The sequence below is a fragment of the Nostoc sp. PCC 9305 genome (assembly GCF_963920915.1).
GTDB lineage: Bacteria > Cyanobacteriota > Cyanobacteriia > Cyanobacteriales > Nostocaceae > Nostoc.
In genome coordinates this window covers 23,785-41,514 of record NZ_CAWUDN010000071.1, presented here as the reverse complement: position 1 = coordinate 41,514, position 17,730 = coordinate 23,785, and the positions used below count along the sequence as shown (strand labels likewise).

General features: G+C 42.4%; 13 protein-coding genes. 5 read left to right on the top strand and 8 right to left on the bottom strand.

The window, feature by feature from the left end; all coding sequences use genetic code 11:
- Window positions 1-644 precede the first annotated feature (644 nt).
- Both ACM0OX_RS23700 and ACM0OX_RS23695 read left to right on the top strand, forming a co-directional pair.
- Entirely contained in the window at window positions 645-968 is a 324-nt protein-coding gene (locus tag ACM0OX_RS23700; RefSeq protein WP_414517426.1) for a hypothetical protein, read from the top strand.
- A gap of 142 nt (window positions 969-1,110) precedes the next feature.
- The gene (locus ACM0OX_RS23695) at window positions 1,111-3,546 is read left to right on the top strand and encodes a filamentous hemagglutinin N-terminal domain-containing protein (protein ID WP_414517425.1); all 2,436 of its coding nucleotides are present in this window, start codon (window positions 1,111-1,113) and stop codon (window positions 3,544-3,546) included.
- A 55-nt stretch (window positions 3,547-3,601) separates the two neighbouring features.
- On the opposite strand, the gene ACM0OX_RS23690 is transcribed toward ACM0OX_RS23695, so the two are convergent.
- A complete protein-coding gene (locus tag ACM0OX_RS23690) occupies window positions 3,602-4,633 on the bottom strand; it encodes a hypothetical protein (RefSeq protein WP_414517424.1) in 1,032 nt (343 codons plus the stop codon).
- Between the two features lie 162 nt (window positions 4,634-4,795).
- On the opposite strand from ACM0OX_RS23690, the gene moaA reads away from it, so the two are divergent.
- Window positions 4,796-5,782 (top strand): GTP 3',8-cyclase MoaA, encoded by a 987-nt coding sequence (moaA, locus tag ACM0OX_RS23685; protein WP_414517423.1) that lies wholly within the window; start codon window positions 4,796-4,798, stop codon window positions 5,780-5,782.
- An 80-nt stretch (window positions 5,783-5,862) separates the two neighbouring features.
- Here moaA and rpsD read toward each other — a convergent pair whose 3' ends face one another.
- The gene (rpsD, locus tag ACM0OX_RS23680; protein ID WP_012408407.1) at window positions 5,863-6,471 is read right to left on the bottom strand and encodes a 30S ribosomal protein S4; all 609 of its coding nucleotides are present in this window, start codon (window positions 6,469-6,471) and stop codon (window positions 5,863-5,865) included.
- A gap of 462 nt (window positions 6,472-6,933) precedes the next feature.
- Between rpsD and ACM0OX_RS23675 the strand changes: the two genes are divergently transcribed.
- Complete coding sequence (locus ACM0OX_RS23675; RefSeq protein ID WP_414517422.1) at window positions 6,934-7,605, top strand: hypothetical protein; 672 nt, start codon at window positions 6,934-6,936, stop codon at window positions 7,603-7,605.
- A 1,076-nt stretch (window positions 7,606-8,681) separates the two neighbouring features.
- Here the strand turns inward: ACM0OX_RS23675 and hetR are convergent.
- The 5 genes from hetR to ACM0OX_RS23650 form a co-directional block, all read right to left on the bottom strand.
- On the bottom strand, window positions 8,682-9,581 hold the full coding sequence (gene hetR / locus ACM0OX_RS23670; RefSeq protein WP_414517421.1) for a heterocyst differentiation master regulator HetR: 900 nt from the start codon (window positions 9,579-9,581) through the stop codon (window positions 8,682-8,684).
- 1,784 nt (window positions 9,582-11,365) lie between these two features.
- Complete coding sequence (locus ACM0OX_RS23665; protein WP_414517420.1) at window positions 11,366-11,488, bottom strand: hypothetical protein; 123 nt, start codon at window positions 11,486-11,488, stop codon at window positions 11,366-11,368.
- Window positions 11,489-13,903, bottom strand: coding sequence for an EamA family transporter (locus ACM0OX_RS23660; protein ID WP_414517419.1), 2,415 nt, complete (start codon window positions 13,901-13,903; stop codon window positions 11,489-11,491). It abuts the gene before it with no gap.
- A 229-nt stretch (window positions 13,904-14,132) separates the two neighbouring features.
- Window positions 14,133-14,303, bottom strand: coding sequence for a hypothetical protein (locus tag ACM0OX_RS23655; protein ID WP_414517418.1), 171 nt, complete (start codon window positions 14,301-14,303; stop codon window positions 14,133-14,135).
- Between the two features lie 438 nt (window positions 14,304-14,741).
- Complete coding sequence (locus ACM0OX_RS23650; RefSeq protein ID WP_414517417.1) at window positions 14,742-16,007, bottom strand: inorganic phosphate transporter; 1,266 nt, start codon at window positions 16,005-16,007, stop codon at window positions 14,742-14,744.
- Between the two features lie 36 nt (window positions 16,008-16,043).
- On the opposite strand from ACM0OX_RS23650, the gene ACM0OX_RS23645 reads away from it, so the two are divergent.
- Window positions 16,044-16,388, top strand: a complete 345-nt coding sequence (locus ACM0OX_RS23645) for a hypothetical protein (protein WP_414517416.1) — start codon at window positions 16,044-16,046, stop codon at window positions 16,386-16,388.
- A gap of 29 nt (window positions 16,389-16,417) precedes the next feature.
- Here ACM0OX_RS23645 and ACM0OX_RS23640 read toward each other — a convergent pair whose 3' ends face one another.
- Window positions 16,418-17,476 carry a zinc-dependent dehydrogenase gene (locus tag ACM0OX_RS23640; RefSeq protein ID WP_414517415.1) on the bottom strand — a complete coding sequence of 353 codons (1,059 nt, stop codon included), beginning with the start codon at window positions 17,474-17,476 and terminating at the stop codon, window positions 16,418-16,420.
- Window positions 17,477-17,730: the final 254 nt, after the last annotated feature.

Here is a 17,730-nt window from a genome sequence, read left to right as displayed (position 1 = left end):
GTCTAATAATTTAGATACTGTCACCTTTTCTTTATTTTTCAGCAACCCCTAATTAAAAATTGAGATTCTCATAATTTTTTTTAGTGCGTTGGCGTAGCCCATCGTAGACATCGCTTCTTTGCAATCAACTTTATATTAAGCTGTGGATGCGTTGGCGTAGCCCGTCGTAGACATCGCTTCTTCACTATGACCTTCACACAAGCGATCGCCCTTTCCACTAAATCAGTGCATTGGCGTAGACCATCGTAGATATTGCTTTTTTGCAATGACCTTTATACAAGCGATCGCTTTATATAAAGCCTGTAAGCTTATCCAAACGGTAAGCAGAGTGTGAGACTTAAGGAGGTATTAATTACTCAATTCTCTTGAATGATAAACGCTCAGTAGCCAGATTCGTCAATCCTTTAAAGAATCCAGCAGAAATATATGAAGTTTTGTTACACAGTGCGTAATTATAACTAGTCAAGCTGAAGTCATAATTATCGGAGTTCACAAGAGCTTTAGAAACTTAATGCTTTCATGCCACTCTAGATTCTGTATTCTCAATTCCTTCGTTACCAAACTGTACTAATCAAATACGCGTTAATTTAGTACACCGCAAAATAATTTTACACATTTACCAGTCTACAAGGAGAGCAAAATTCATGCAATCTCAAACTTCACAGCAAACAGTCATTGATCCTCAAAAATTACAGGAATTAGAAGACGAGATTAAAAACGAATTGAATAACATACTGAATAACTCTAATTTTAGCAAGATAGTGAAAAAATATGGCATATCAGGACAAGAAATTCTCAAGGTTCAGTGCATTCTCGACTTAACTCAGATTAAATTGAGTGATGCTGTTGGCGAACAAAAAGTTAATGAATTATTGTCAGCAATTCCAGACCAGAAAATGAAACTAATGGGATGTGTATGGTATGACAAATTACCCTGCTGTCCAGATGGTGGGTGGATATGTCCCTAAATAAACTTTTATCGTAAATTCAAGGGTTTAAGACCCCTACATCTATATGTAGCACCCATTTCAGTCGGGGTTTAAATCCCCGTCTGAAATGTCTTTAATTTTGAATTATGAATTGTTAACTAGTGGGTTGTAATATTTCAGTATGAGTAATTTTGTGAGATGGTATCGATGGCTAGGAGTTATAGTAAGTAGTGCAATAACTTTCTATGCAAACTCTGCTATAGCTCAAATTGCTGGAGATGATACTCTACCTACTAATTCTCAAGTTACAGAAAGTAACAATATCAGAATTATTGAAGGTGGTACCTCAGTAGGAAACAACTTGTTCCACAGTTTTAAAGAGTTTTCTGTCAAAGATGGAACTACTGCTGAGTTTAGAAATACTGAGGGTGTTCAGAATATTATTAGCAGAGTAACGGGGAAGTCTGTTTCTAATATTGAAGGCATCATTAACACTAAATACAAAGCTAATCTGTTTCTGATTAATCCTAATGGGATTATTTTTGGGCCCAATGCGTCTTTACAAATCGGCGGTTCATTTATTGCAAGCACGGCGAATAGTCTGAACTTTGCTGATGGTACAACGTTTAGTGCCATAGATATCCAAACTATACCTCTGCTCACAGTCAGCGTTCCTTTTGGCTTACAATTTGGGTCAAGTGCAGCTCCCATATATAATAAATCCCAAGCACCTAGTCTTGATGGTGCAACTAATAGTTTGAGTTCCCCTGTTGGTCTACAAGTGCAAACAGGCAAAACCTTGGCACTTGTGGGTGGTGACATAACGTTGGAGGGGGGGAATTTAACGGCAAAGTCGGGACGAATTGAACTAGGGAGTGTTGCTGCCAATAGTCTGGTTAGAGTCAGTCTGAACCCAACAAACCAAGCTTGGAGTTTGGGATATGAAGGAGTTCAGAATTTTCAAAACATTCAACTAATTCAACGAACTAATACTCCATCTTATGTAGATGTCAGTGGCGAGGGTGGCGGCAATATCCAGGTACAAGGTAAGCGCTTAGTACTTGATGGAGGTTCTATTATTTTGGCTAATACTCTTAGCTTGGAACCAAGAGCAAATTTAACGGTAACTACCTCAGATTCAGTAGAATTGATTGGTTCTGGCACCTCTTTGAGAACCAGGAATCTCGGCATCGGAAATGCTGGAGATTTAACAATCACTACTAGGAAGTTAGTTGTTCGGGATGGCGCACAAGTAGTACTTAATAGTAATCGTATTAGTTCTGGTTCTCCTGGACTATTGACCGTAAATGCCTCAGATTCCGTAGAACTGATTGGCGGTGCATCCCAATCCTATTTACCAAATAGTAATAATTTTTTGGCAAGCGGATTGTTTACTGCAACTTCAGGAGACGGAAATGCTGGCGACATAACTATCACTACTAGAAGATTGCGTATCCAAGATGGAGCAAGGATACTAACAGAATCTGCTGGTTCTATGTCACCTTATGGCGAATTTATACCAGCTAAAGGACAAGGAGGACGTTTGACTGTAAATGCATCGGAGTCTATAGAATTAATTGGAATCCCAGAAAATACTTCTAGAGTCAGCGGCTTGTTTGCTTCTACACGAGGTTTTGGATCTGCTGGAGACATAACGCTGACTACAGGGCAATTGATTGCTCGGGACGGGGCCGTAGTAACTGTAAACAGTGAATTTCAAAATGATCCAACCTATCAATTAGGAGCAGCCGGAAATCTAAATATAACTGCTCGCTCTATCCTCCTCGAAAAAGGAACACTTACATCTAATAGTGAGTCAAATCGGGGTGGTGATATTGGGTTACAGGTGGGAGACTTGGTACTGATGCGCCGCAATAGTCAAATATCCACTAATGGAGGGGGTGATAAAACTGGCGGTAATATCACTATCAAAGCACCCAATGGCTTCCTCGTCGCCACTCCCTTCGGAAACAATGATATCACCGCCAACGGCTTCTCTGGTCCTGGTGGGAAAATCACCATCACCGCTAAGAACCTCTTTGGTTTTGTGCCTCGCACGGGTGCAGACGTAGAGAGGCTCGATCCAACAGGCGAAACAAACCCGAATAACCTGGAAACAAGTGATATCACGGCGTTTTCTCAGCAAAACCCTTCATTAGATGGCACTGTACAAATCAATTCACCAGATGCTGACCCCAGTAAAGGATTAGTGGAATTACCTGTAAATCTGGTTGATGCTTCTCAGCAAATCGCTGCTAGTTGTAGTTCTGGTGGAAAAATAGCAAGAAATTCATTTATTACCACTGGACGTGGAGGACTAGTAGCCGATCCCACGGAGCCATTGATAGCTGATGATGCTGTGCTGGCAGATTGGATAGCGCTTCCTCCAGAGAATCAGAATCGTGCTAGCGGTATTCAGAAAAGAGCCGTTGCTCAGGCGCACGGAAACACAGAAGAAAAATCACAGAAAGTAAATTCTGTCAATGAACCTACTCAAATTGTAGAAGCCCAAGGCTGGATTATAGATGCCAATGGAAACGTAGTTCTGGTTGCTCAAGTACCCACTCAATCGCCCCATAACTCCTCGCTCACCGCTACATCTTGCGCTGCTCATTAAAATTTGAGATATGGCGATATTTCGTAACTTTGCAGTTAAGCGCAATGCCTATTTCTTAACTCGTCTCTTGAATTTGCAAACGAACAGTGTGTTCAGTCGCACCACTAAGTTGCAATTCCATGATTTCACCACCCAGAGGTTCCAAGCAGGTGAGGAGCGATCGCAAGTTGGGTGTACTTGCACCAGTATCTACATATAATCGATCTGCTAAATTACCGATCCGTTTCCAAGTCATGTACAATTTAGCGATCGTTTGTTCAATTTGCGATGCTTGATTTACCAAATCAGCAGCAATGCTCAAACAGCCGACTCTTTGCGCTTCTTCTAAGGCTGTTTCAATGTCAATATTCTCCTGTGTCAGCGCCTGAACTTGAGCCGCCCCTTTGAGATATTTCGCCAAGTTACGCGCTTCAGTAGTTACCTGTTTCAGGGTATCCACATCAGGATTGGCAGCTATTTCCTTTTGGATAAACTTTTGATGGGATTCTGGCAGTTTTTCCATTTCCTTCACCAGTGGGGCAATGTAGCGGGGGGGAAGGGTGTTATCTGCGGCTTTTTCTTTGACTGATTCGGGTAATAAATCTGAGGACATGGCTGTCCATTCATCGCTGAGTTGACGCACTTCTCGCCTAGTGATGCGATCGCCTTTTTGGGCAGCTTCGCTCACCATCTGTTGCACTTCTGGAACTGCTTTGGAGGTTTCGACAAATGCCCGTTTACTGAAGTTGTTCACAGATCCGGGGTCAAGTTTACCGTCTTCAATCAGAGTATCGGCACTATTCGCCAGTTGAATCCAAGAGTATGCTTGACTTTTACTGATTTCTCGCTCTTTTAGCCATCGGAGAAAGCCAGTACCGCGTCCGTCACCACCCACTTTTTCTCTGTCGCGGATAGCGCGTAAAATTCGCCCCCGCCAGATTTCAGTTTGCAAATCAAAGCGATCGCATACCTGCCAAGCTATTTCTAGCTGCTGTTGAAAATCTGACTCTAGAATCTGTTCATCTTCTGGATCGGGCAGTTTAAAGCTGATATCGGCTGGCTGTAGTAAAGCAGCAGCAAGGTCGTTGATGGAGTCGGTATCTTGCACGATTGATGACTAACTAGTGGATGCGATCGGCTTATTATGCCACAATCTGTGGACTCTCACTTAAGGGGGAGTACGGTATTTTGAGTTACAACAAAGATAGTAGGAAGGGGTAAGCCACTTTTGTAAAGTCTTTAATTAATCAGAGACAATAAAAATAAAACGATGAACCAGGTAGACTACCTCCGCATTAGCTTAATCGATCGCTGCAATTTTCGTTGTCAGTACTGTATGCCAGAGGGAGTAGAACTGGATTATATTCTCAAGCAACAGTTATTGACTGATGAAGAACTACTCACCTTAATTCAAGAAGTATTTATTCCAGTAGGCTTTACCCGATTTCGTTTGACTGGGGGTGAACCCTTGTTGCGTCCGCGTGTGGTGGATTTGGTCGGTGCGATCGCAAATTTACCCCAAACTCAAGACCTCTCAATGACCACTAACGGTTTTTTGCTGGCTCCGATGGCACAAAACCTCTACAACGCTGGTCTGCGAAGAATTAATATTAGTCTTGACTCTCTCGATCCCGATATTTTTGACCAAATTATTGGTAATCAGGGGCGTTCTCGTTGGCAACAAGTTTGGCAGGGTATTCAAGCTGCCCATCAAGTTGGATTCGACCCTCTGAAGCTGAATGTGGTGGTGATTCCTGGGGTTAATGACCACGAAGTTCTCGATTTAGCCGCCTTGACAATTGATAAACAGTGGCACGTTCGATTTATTGAATTTATGCCCATTGGTAATGTGCATTTGTTTGGCGATCGCGGTTGGGTATCTTCAGCCGATTTACGAGAACGTATTCGCGATCGCTGGGGCTTGACAGAATCACAAGTTCGTGGTGCTGGGCCTGCTGATGTCTTTCAAATTCCTGGTGCGAAGGGGACACTAGGATTTATTAGTCAAATGTCGGAATGTTTTTGCGATCGTTGTAATCGGATGCGCCTGAGTGCTGATGGCTGGCTGCGTCCCTGTTTATTGAATGAAACTGGTCAAATAGATTTAAAAACTGCCCTGCGTTCTGGTGTCAGCACCGCTCAATTACAAGAGCAGGTAAAACATTTACTCGGAATAAAACCAGAAATTAACTTTAAAGGGCGCGATTCTGGCATTTCAGGTGCATATACCCGCACCATGTCACAAATTGGCGGATGAAAAAAGTTAGGAGTTAAAAGTGAGGAGTTAGGAATTATTGTCTTGCAACTCCTAACTCATAACTCCTAACTCCCAACTGTTTAAGCTTGTCGTGAGTAGTATTCCACCACAAGTAGTTCATTAACTTGTAGTGCCACCCATTCGCGCTCAATAACACTGTTGACTTTACCAACCAACTTATTTTTGTCAAATTCCAAATGACTGGGCAGGTTGGCCAAACCGGGATATTGCAAGTTAGCTTCCACCAACTTCCGGGATTGTGCCCGATCTCTGACTGCAATTACTTCGCCAGGACGGCATTGATAGCTGGCAATATTCACTACACGACCGTTAACAGTTACGTGACCGTGATTTACCAATTGACGAGCGGCTGGGATAGTCGGAGCTATACCCAAGCGGAAAACGGTATTATCCAAGCGCATTTCTAGCAATTGCAGCAGCACTTGTCCGGTAGAACCAGTAACACGTCTGGCTTTCCGCACATAACGGAGCAATTGCTTTTCAGTCAAACCGTAGTTGAAGCGGAGCTTTTGCTTTTCCTCTAGACGGATAGCATATTCAGAGCGCTTCTTGCGATTCTGGCCGTGCTGCCCAGGTGGGTAAGCGCGTCTAGCACTTTTACGAGTTAATCCTGGTAAGTCGCCCAAGCGGCGGACAATTCTGAGGCGGGGCCCTCTATATCGGGACATGAGTTTCCTTAATCTAATCCTGTTTAAACTTTACCCAAACATTCCATTTTGACATTCCACCGATCATAAATCAGCGGATTCTTGGTTTTTTGAAGGTGCTTGCCTTGGTATGACGTATCCTACCAATGTAGAGGCATCTCCTTTACGCCAGTTGCTTTAAGTCGGTTGAGCCGACACACTAGCTTCCAAGCCTGAATTCCGACGTGCCCCGCCGTACTACTGCCAATAAGTTTTTTGTGTTTATTTAGTTTCGTAGGCTACTCAATCATCAGATTGGTTTACGCAGTATTCTTACTCTGAAATACTTTTTACGTTGCCTACTTATCTTTCAAACAGCTATATTAACACAATTTTCGACATAATTAATTATGTCTATACTTTACTACCTCTGAAATTCTTAGATTACAGAGGATTTTTAAGATATTTGAGTTAGCATAACTTTGGGTGTTTGGAGAACTGGCAATGTCAATGAGCAAAAAAGTGGTTAGCAAAGGTAAGAACAAACAAGGCAGTTCCACCTCCAGGATTTTAACATTACCAGCTTTGGCTATAGCTGGATGTTTAACAATCTTGCCTAATGTGGCTGTTGCTGCCTCCTACAGGAATGATTATAGTGTCTGTGCGGGTCGCCTCCTGAGTGTGGGTGTAAAAGCAGAAGCGGCATCAGAAGGTTGTGCAGCAGCATTGCGTCCAAGAGATTTGGCTGCTTGCGTGGTGAAAATTGATAAGGAAACCCAAATTGCTGCGACAGATGCGCTTTCTTCTTGTGGGAACGCCCGTCGTCCTGAAGAGTTAGCAACCTGTGTAGTTGGTGTCAGCTTAAGTACTAAAGAAGAAGCTAATCCAACAGTTTTAGATTATTGTGGACGCAGTTTGTTACCCGTGCGCTTTGGCCAGTGTGTGGTTGGCTTGCGTAGCCAAATCGACTTTCCCGCTACTCAAGCGCTAGATACTTGTATAAGTGCTGATGATAGTGTTATCGGTGCTTCATCTTCGTCTACACCGCCAACGATAATTCCTGCGGGTTCAAGTCCAAGTTTAGAAACTACCCCATTTCCAAACCAACCGGTTGTTCCAACCCAACCAGTTGTTCCAACTCAACCAGTTATTCCAACTCAACCGGGCACTAATTAGATTACAGTGCTTTGTGTAATTGATATACAGGTTGAATTTAGAGTGGCTATTTGCCAACCTGATTCAGGAACTACCAAAAAATAAATCATCCGATTTTAATTTGTAGGTTGGGTTGAGCAACAGCGAAACCCAGCCTTATATTATTTACAATGCTTCAACCTGACTGGATAATTTACCTTTGCTGACTATATAGCTTTCGTTAGGCAATGACAGTAATATTTACATTAGTTACTATTGCCTGATTCGAGAACTGGGCGATTTTAACTTGTGCAGCTTTACCAATCTCATCTGCGTCAAAGAAAAGATTATCAGTCAATACGCTTCGCTTGGGTTAAGCATTTTTTTCTTCTCTCTGTTTCCTCTGCGCCTCTGCGGTAGCCTGCGGCAAGCCGCTCCGCGTCTACGTTAAAAAATTTGACTTTTATAAAGAGTTTTAGCCTTAACTCAAGCGTATTGCAAGGGGAGACGCGCTACGCGAACAAGTCGGGAAACCGCAAAGGCGCAGTGGCTCCCCAACCTACACAACTTAAGGTTTTTGGCGCTAACCCAAGCGTATTGGATTATCGGTAGTTCGATCGTAGAGAAAGCGATCGCTTTGTCGCACTAGTCCCAAGTCGCAACAAGCTGCAATTGAAGCAATAAATAATAGTTACTATATTTCTTACTTTGGTATCTATATCATCATCGAAAGGTTGAAGAAGTTTCAGCACTTCGCCCAAAAAAGCCGTCCTTTTGCCCTTCTTGATGATGCCAACACTTGATCTTATCCAGACTACAAAGACATCACGCGAACTTTCAGGCGGATTGTACACTAATGCAACTTTTGTCAAACGTTGTATTAGGTAGGACAAACTTCGGTAGCACTTCTGCCACTTATGGGCATTCCGATACCTAGCACTGTTGCCAAAGTGTCCACTAACCAGTTAAGCATTTCATTCAAATAAATAAAAAACATTATAATTCTCCTCTCCAACGCAAAGAGGAGTTGGAGAGAGGTTAGTTGAACTCACGTCAGTTTTGCAGCTTTGGGAATTTAGAATTTTGCACAGTTTGCACAGTTTGCACAGTTAGTTGTACTAGTCTTCTCTTTCACCAAAAGCCGTCTGTAAAACCACTGCAATACCACCATCTTGGTGATATTTGTCTGCCCAGGCACGGATAACTTCATCTAATTCTTCCATAGCCTGATCCATTTTTTCTGGGAGGATATCAAGTTCTTCCAGCAAGCGCATGGCGTTTCGTCGTCGTTCTGCCCAATTTTTCATCATGCGGAAATACCGAGCGGTATCTTCCACCGTGATGTGTGTACGTTCTTCATCGTCTGTTGGGGTATAAGAAAGACGGGTAAGCGCGTAGAAGGGCATTCCCCAAGGAGAATCAATCCGTGTTACCGTTCCTGAGTAAAGCAGACGGCGCTTGATATGTTCACCCAAAGCTTCACTCAAAGGCATTTGGTGTTCGGCTGGTAAGTCTTCTTGCGATCGCTTGTGTAAAAACTCGATCAAATCCAGAAACTCAAAGGAGCTAACTAACTGAGCATCAGGTAAATTACTAGGTAGTTTCTGCTCAATTTGTCTTTTTTCTTCACTTGTCAGATTAGTACCAGGAACGCGCGATCGCCCCGGTTGCCAAGGATATTTTTCTAGCCAGACATAAGGCAATTGAATTAAATAGCGAGGTTCCTGAGAACCCAGCATTTTTAACAGTTTGCCTTCTGTTAGTGCCTGTCTGACTTCTTCTACAATAATTTTTACTCGTTTCGGCTCCAAGTGATGCAAATGCCCTGTCATTCGCAGGTTTTGTCCCTGCTCTAGATAGGTCATATAAATTGCACACTTTGCTGCTGTTGCGGCTGCGTCTAAAAATGCCCCATGCCTGTGCCCACTCGTCCGCATGGCACTAAAAGCCAGATAAAGCATGATCTGATCCATCGCACTGGGGTCAAGACGTTTGATCAGATCTATGTCGTTACTCATATTACAGACAATTGAATAGCACGTTTACACAATTTTTAATCGAATGAAAATAGGTAGTATACACCTGGCTGAAGGCTGTCTTTACTTCAAACTATATTAGTATGCGATAACGATGATATCGGTGGTAGCACAAACTACCGTTTTCGCATATTCCCTGGTACAAGAGCAGAGTCGATAGTTTGTAACTATAACTGTCTCTGCATCTAACCTAGAAATTAGAGACGCCACCAAATCTAGCTTAACGGCGGTTTACCTCCCAACAGTCAAATATGCTGCAATTAATCTCCAAAGCCTTTCAGGTTTCTGGTTTTTTTATCTTTCAAGAGCAACAACGTCAAGCTGCTTACACCTAATTATGGCACTATGCCGACTCAGAGTAAAAACTAGTTTGCGCGGTTAATCTGGGATATTTGTTACTAGAAAAAGATGCTTTTTTGCAGCTTTGGCGAATTATTTGTAGTACACAAGTGACTATAAATAATTGGGAATAGTCTCAAAACAAATCGCTTACCAGGTGTAGCCACATTTAGAGGTTGAGCTATACAGCTCGTTGTGAACTCTCATCTCGTTCACAACCTCCGGTGATGTCTTGGCATTGAGGGAAAATAATAGACATCAAGTAGAGCAAATAATTCCAATTTCAAAATACCTGTTGTTTTTCAAATATTGTTCCTAATCATATCACTATTTTTTGGTTTTGAAATAAAATTGTGCATTTTAAAGTTTATCAATGATGGCTATTTAAATATTTTATATTTTACTTAAATCAAGGTTTGATGATATTTCTATATCTACTTTTAAATCCAAGTTTTATTTATTCTTTTGTATTGATTGTTAGACACAAAAACCCGCGATTGCTTCCGACTAAATCGCGTATCTATAAGGCTTTGTCGCTTATGCTAATAACCGAAAGACTAGTTAATAGCCATATATATAATAAAACATATTGGGTTAAATCTGATAATTATTTAGAGATTTTTTTGGCATAAATTTATATTTCTTTCATGAAATAATTTTAAATTTTTATGATTTAACTAATTTATTGGCTACTTTCAAGTATGTTTTTACCTCGCTATTTTATATATTTGAGGGACTGAAATTACGTAGATAGTTTGTTGCTAAAAAAGGGTGATAATTCGCAGCAAGCTACGATATAAGCTTATTTTTCTAGGTGTCTGAGCGATACCTACGATGGGCTACGCCTACGCAGATTAAGTTGACTAGTATAAAACGACAGAAATAAAGATACCATCTTACGAAACACAATTAGTAAGTGGGTGTGAATAATTAAAGATTTATAGTGACTTAGGGCGGTCTGGGAGACTTCCCCATTAGAGACAAATAAAACCGAAATATAAGGACTTTAGCCCTGACTACAAGGCAATTTGATTGACTTCACGTTGCTTAACATAAGCTTGTCTATTCTTGCCCACTTACTTTGCCTCCCACGCTGAAAAACAGGTGGCCGACCGCCTAATATCTACAAAGTGTGTTTGGCTTGAAAAAACGGGGTACTCTAAACATTTCTGCGACTTCTCCATCTCTTCGTTCCAAAATGTGCTGCAATGGTCTTAACTCCTTGCGAATCTTGTCTCTGAGCAAGTACTAGTGCTCAATTGCTGGAGTCAGTACTACTCATCTTGCTTACATATACGTGTTTTCCCTACCTGTATCAGGCTAAATTCCTAAAAATATATTACAAGTCGATTTATTTTGGATACTGCTTGCCGATCTATTAAGTGTCATCTGCACCTATACAGCATTCTGAAACCATTCGTCAAAATTTAAATCCCCGACTTCTCAAAGAAGTCGGGGATCTTATTTGTCACATTAGCATCAGGATTGATGCTGAGAGTGATGAAAGGTAAAGTAGTTTCCATCACCCTTAAGCTGATTGAACTCGCCATTTAATTCGTGGGACTAGAGGATTTAACCTGATTTCGCATTGTTTCAAAGCTGAAAGCAGCCGCGCCAAAGGTTACAAATAACACTCCCAGAATTTGTACAATATCCAAATTTTCTTGAATGATTAACCCAGCGAAAATCACGGTTAAAACTGGGATGCTACCACCGATGAGCGCCGATCGCGAAGCACCTAGTTTACTAATACCAACATTATTGAGCAAATAACCTGCAAGGGTCAGCACACCCAAAATAAATGCGCTTAAAACCAATTCCAGCATTTTAGAAGGGTCAACTACTACCAAGTTCCAGCTACTTGGCAAAGGTAGCATCAAACAGATAAAGCTCAACAACAGCATGGTAGTGAAGTTAATCAAAGTAAAAGTCACGGGATGCAGTTTGCTAGCACAGACTCGCGTCAGAATTATATAGGCAGCAAAAGCCACACCCGAAAGAATGGCGGTGCTGCTTCCCATTGAAGTATTACCGATACCGATACTGGGAGAACCCCCTAAAACCAACAATTCACCGCAGCAAATCGCGGCGATCGCCGCGATGCGGAATAGAGTGGGGCGATCGCGAAACAGAAACCACGAAAATAGACCGCTAACCATTGGATAGATAAAGAACAGTGCGATCGCCATTCCGGTTGGGACTTGAGCGATCGCAATGTAAATTAGTACCTGAGATAAAAACAAAAAGCATCCACTCACAATTGACAACACCAAAATCTGCTTGGTAGCTGCATTAGCAGGCGTGGAATTTCCTCGGACTGAAGCAGACAAGGTTTCCAAGTCTTGCCATAGTCTTGGATGCAATATCGGAGACAAAAGTACCATTAGCGGTACGACTACCATAAACCGTAGCGTCAAAATTAACAGAGTATTGCCCAAAGTCGGCGGTAGCAATTGCTCTACCTCTAATACTCCAAAAATCTGGGAACCTTCGTGGAAAATCACCTTGATGGCTACATTGTAAAGTGATGATACCACTGCCGATAAGACGATCAAAAACAAACCGATTCTGAGTGTCGATAAGCCAGAGGAATTAGGCGATCGCGATTGGGGGGGGTTTGCTTCCGCCTGCGGTTCTGGCACAGTATTCGATGAGGATTCAGCTTTGCTTTGCGATACGTTCTTACGGCGGACAGAAAGTGGTTCAGTCGGAATCTTTAGAGAAGGTCGGATTATTCTCGGCTGTAGTACAGATGCGATCGCAGGCTCTGATTTCGTTTCGTTTTCCGGCGATTCCTGATTGAGGACAGAAATTGGTTCGGTGGTATTGTCCTTTGGTGGGGGAACTACAGCCGCAGTAGGTTCTGATGGCATTTCCCTTACCGACAAATCCTTGCTGGGAGAAGAAATCGGATTTGCGGTATTTTCTTTGACAATAGGCGGCTGTAATGTTGTTTCTCTTGGCGACAAATCTGTGCTGGGAGAAGAAATTGGATTCGCGGAATTTTCTTTAACAATCGGCGGCTGTAATGTTGTTTCCCTTGGCGATAAATCTGTGATGGGAGAAGAAATTGGATTGGCGATATTTTCTCGAACAATCGGCGGCTCTGATGTTGTTTCCCTTACCGACAAATCCTTGCTGGGAGAAGAAATCGGATTAGCGGTGTTTTCTTTAACAATCGGCGGCTCTGATGTCGTTTCCCTTGGTGAAAATTTATTGGATATCGGGGAAATTGGCTCAAGGGAATTTCTTACTACTTCCTCAAACTCTGGCAGGGATGTATCAACAGAACTGTTTTTTTGTGGCTCCGTAAACTGCAAAACAGTAGGTATACCTGCTGTTGCTGATTTGCGTGAAGTTTCTTCTATAGTTTTTTCTAGTTCTCCATGCAGGCGGTTAACAAACTCCGCCAAAATCGTTTCCCCTTGCTGCTGCTGGCTATACATCCGTGACAGCTGTTGGGAAAGATTACTTTGATAGTTCTTCAGCTCCTGTTGTAAGGAATTAAAGGTAACAGTAACGGTGTCATCCAGACTGTCAAACATGTGTTCGACTTTTTCATTAATTTCACCGACTACATTGCTGCTAACTTCGGCAGATTTCAGCGCAGCTTGTTCGTAAGATTTGCCCTCCATACTTTGATTAGCTAAAGTTGTCAGAGAGGATTGCAGTTGTGAAGATATATGCTTTGCCAGAACTTCTGCCAGTTGCCGAATTAACACTTGCTGCTCGGTGATTTGGCGCACTTGTTGTAAATGCTCTTTTTCCTCTACCAAGCTTTGAATCTCATCAGATAACCGATTTTTTTCTGACTGAAGCCGCTTTACGTCTTCTTGCAAGGCTCTGAGGACATTCTGCTGAAGATTTTCTAAGTCTTCAACTACAGCCCAAAGAGCATTTTCTGCTGCTCTAGATAGCTCCCCTCTGACTCTTGGGTTTTCTGGTTGCTTCTCGAATCGCCCCATTAGCTTCTAACCTCTAACACTTTGACGATAAAGCTGCTTCCCGTACACTTGATTGGCGGTCATCCTAATTTCCTGTATTTTGTCAGATATCAGATAAATTAAAAATTTTAACAGCACTTCCGCATTTCAACGTAATTCTGTCATACTAGACACAAGTTAGCAAAGCATCTAAGTTTGCCACACAGCTTACTACACCGTGTTCTCTTCAGCATTGATAAGTATTTAACCATTAGATTTGGAATTTTGGTGAGGTAGCACCCATCTTGGTGAGTCCACTTGCCGTCTTGACGCAAAGCGCCAAGACGGCAAAGTGGCGAACCCGAAGGGCGGTTCCCATAGTTAGCGACGCCAGAGCGTCTGAGGGATTGCCCAACCGAAGGGATTTTAGATTTATCGCCACGCCTGAAAGTCCCTTAAATAGAGACTTTTTTATTTTTGGTCAGTTTAATTTTCATAAATTATTTGTCAATGAAATTTTTACTTTTAAAGAAATTTCACTCCAAATAAATATTTATTGTTTTGCTGCCAATAATAATTGTCAAAGATTCACAGATGTGTGTGCGTAGGCGACTCGTCGCTAGATATCCCCACCAAATTGTCTGACTTGCGAAACTAGCTGTAAATTTGTGTGGAATGTAACTGGTGTGACAGTTTATATCTCTAAATGGAGATTAAAGTATCCTTCTATGGAAATTCTAAGTTACGCTATCCCCTGCACAACATTCTAATGAATGAGCAGCAATTCTGCAAAAGCACGCTTTTTTTGGCGTTGTTGCAGTCTGGGTTTTGCTTTGAGTAAATTCCAATAGAGGAAAAGTTTGGAAAATATTAATAATTCTTAGAAGAATAAAATCTGGGCGATGCTGAAAATGGCAGCGCTAAGGGCAGCACTCACAGGGATTGTAATTAGCCATGCAGCAGCAATACCTTTTAGTGTTTGAAACTTAATCGACTTAAGATTTTGCACTAGTCCAATACCAACTACACCGCCGACGAGAGCGTGGGAGGTAGAGACTGGTAAACCTAGCCGGGAAGCGATGAGGATGGTGGTAGCAGTTGCCAGTTCGGCACAAAATCCACTACTGGGTTGCAAGGCAATGATGTTTTCGCCAATGGTAGCAATGACTTTTTTTCCCCAGACAGCTAAACCACCAACAATACCAGCACCACCAAGAATTAAAATCCAAAGCGGGGTTATACCATCAGTAGGTACGCTACCTGTGCGATTGATGTAAACGATCGCAGCTAAAGGAGCGATCGCATTTCCCACATCATTGGAACCGTGAGCAAAGGCGACAAAGCAAGCACTTAGTAGTTGAAATCGGGCGAATAATCTTTCCACGGCATTGGGGAATATTTCTCCCTTGTCTCCCTTGTCTCCCTTATCTCCCAATTGTCGCCAACTCATGATTGTGAGTCCAACGGCTGCGATTGCACCTGTTAATAGGGGGATGTCATGAGAAGGGATTGTAAAACCAACTTGCTCAATTACAAAATTGGTTAGCGGTTCTGTGAGCGATGGTAAGACAATCACGCCGAATACACCTAGCAGCGCAGTACTCAACCAGGGAATCCACTCTTGTAACTGGACTACTTGATTGGGTTGATCCAAAATCCAGTGCTTGATTTGACTATAAAATAAAGCAGCGATCGCACCACTAATTAATGGCGTCAAAACCCAGCCAATGCTAATTAAGCCAATTGATGCCCAATCAATTGCACCTACTCCTAAAGCTACCCAACTAAATCCAGCGATCGCACCAACAACCGCATGAGAAGATGAGACTGGTAAACCGCGTGATGTGGCAATTTGCAACCACACACCACACGATATTAGTACCGTTACCATCCCAGTAACTAATATTTGGGGTGTAGCTGCGAATAAGGCGGGATTAGCAATTTTCGTTGCAAGAGTTTCCGTTACCTCATGTCCAAACAACACAGCACCCGTAAACTCTAATACCCCAGCAATGATTAGTGCTTGTTTGAGGGTGACAGCTTTGGAACCTACGGAGGTTCCCATCGCGTTAGCGACATCGTTTGCTCCGAGATTCCAGGCGACGTAGAAAGCTAGTAGAGCGACGAAAAGTAGGGTAATAAGCATTTTGTTGCGGACAAAGGGAAAGTGAGAGAGATGAGGATGAAACTTGAGTTTTTAAGGTTTAACTTTGAACCTTTTAGCTTCATCGTCAAACCTTTTAGCTTCATCGTTGAACCTTTGAGCTTCATCGTCGAACCTTTTAGCTTCATCGTTGAACCTTTGAGCTTCATCGTTGAACCTTTGAGCTTCGTCGTTGAACCTTTGAGCTTCACCGTTGAACCTTTTAGCTCCATCATTGAACCTTTGAGCTTCATCGTTGAACCTTTGAGCTTCGTCGTTGAACCTCTGAGCTTCACCGTTGAACCTTTTAGCTCCATCGTTGAACCTTTGAGCTTCGTCGTTGAAGCTTTTAACTTCGTAGCTGAATCTCAGACAGAACTTTAAACTTCTAGTTTTAACACTCTCCTATCTCCCTAATCTTCCTTTTGCGGATAAATTAAGATTTTATAAGTATCCGGTGTGGGTGCGATCGCTTGCTCCACAGCTGCTGATAAATCTTTTAATGGATAGCGATCGCTAATCAACGCTTTTACATCAATTCGCTGATTAAACACAATATCGGCTGATAAACTCTGAAGCCGATAAGATGAGCTATAACTGCCTATCAAGTCAATTTCTCGACGGTAGAGGATATTCGGGTTAATGGGAATTTCCAACTCATCAGGAAATTCGGCGAAAAATAAAATTTTACCGCCCTTGCGGGTACTATCAAGTGCTTGAAAAAAGGCTTTATCACTGGGTACAGCCAGCAAAGTAACATCAACACCTAGTCCACCAGTTAGGGCAGAGATTTTGGCGACTAAATCAGGATCGCGAGCATCAAAAGCCGCTTCTGCACCGACACTCAAGGCTTTATCAATTCTAGAGGGTAGTAAATCAGTAGCGATCGCTTTTGCTCCGAAATACTTCACCAACATGATAAACATTAACCCAATCGGCCCAGCACCAGTAACTAATACAGTTTGTCCTGGAGCAATTTGAGCTTTTCTCACCGCCTTCAAACAGCAGTTAGTTGGTTCTACAAAACTGGCTTCTTCAAAACTGATGTTATCCGGGATGGGAATCAACCCGCCATTTTCCACAATATGTCCAGGAACCTTGACATAATCGGCAAAACCGCCACCACTGGCGTTAAAGCCTGCGGTAGTGGAGATGTTCTTGTAAACATCGCACATTGAGAAATTATCATTTAGGCAGTAGGCGCAACGCATACAAGGGATGTGGTGCATCACTGCTACCCGTTGTCCAACTTGCCAACCTTTAACATCATTGCCTATTGCTGCGATCGTGCCGGCAGTTTCATGTCCAAAAATGCGCGGCGGTTCATATAGCGGATAACGAATTTTTTTTATATCTGACTGACACAACCCCACAACCCGCACCTGTACCAGCACTTCATCTGGTTCCACGGTTGGAACTGGGATATCTTCGTAAGAAAGTTGATTAACGCCTCTAAATACCTGTGCTTTCACGTTGGTTTTTCCCGCTCAACGATACTAGATGTAACATTAGCAGTCAACGTTATGCTATCAGGTTTGAGATTTATGTGTTTTAGCTTGTTTTAAGCTTTATTCAAATGCTTGAAGTTCGTCAATAGTCAAAATTATAGTTTTTTGAGTCAGTTGGGTGGGCGGTTTTTCCGACTTGAGCAAACTGGCGTGGACTATGGACTACTGACCCTTGACAAACAAAAAATTATGGGAGAGTGGTAAAAAGGCTTAACACT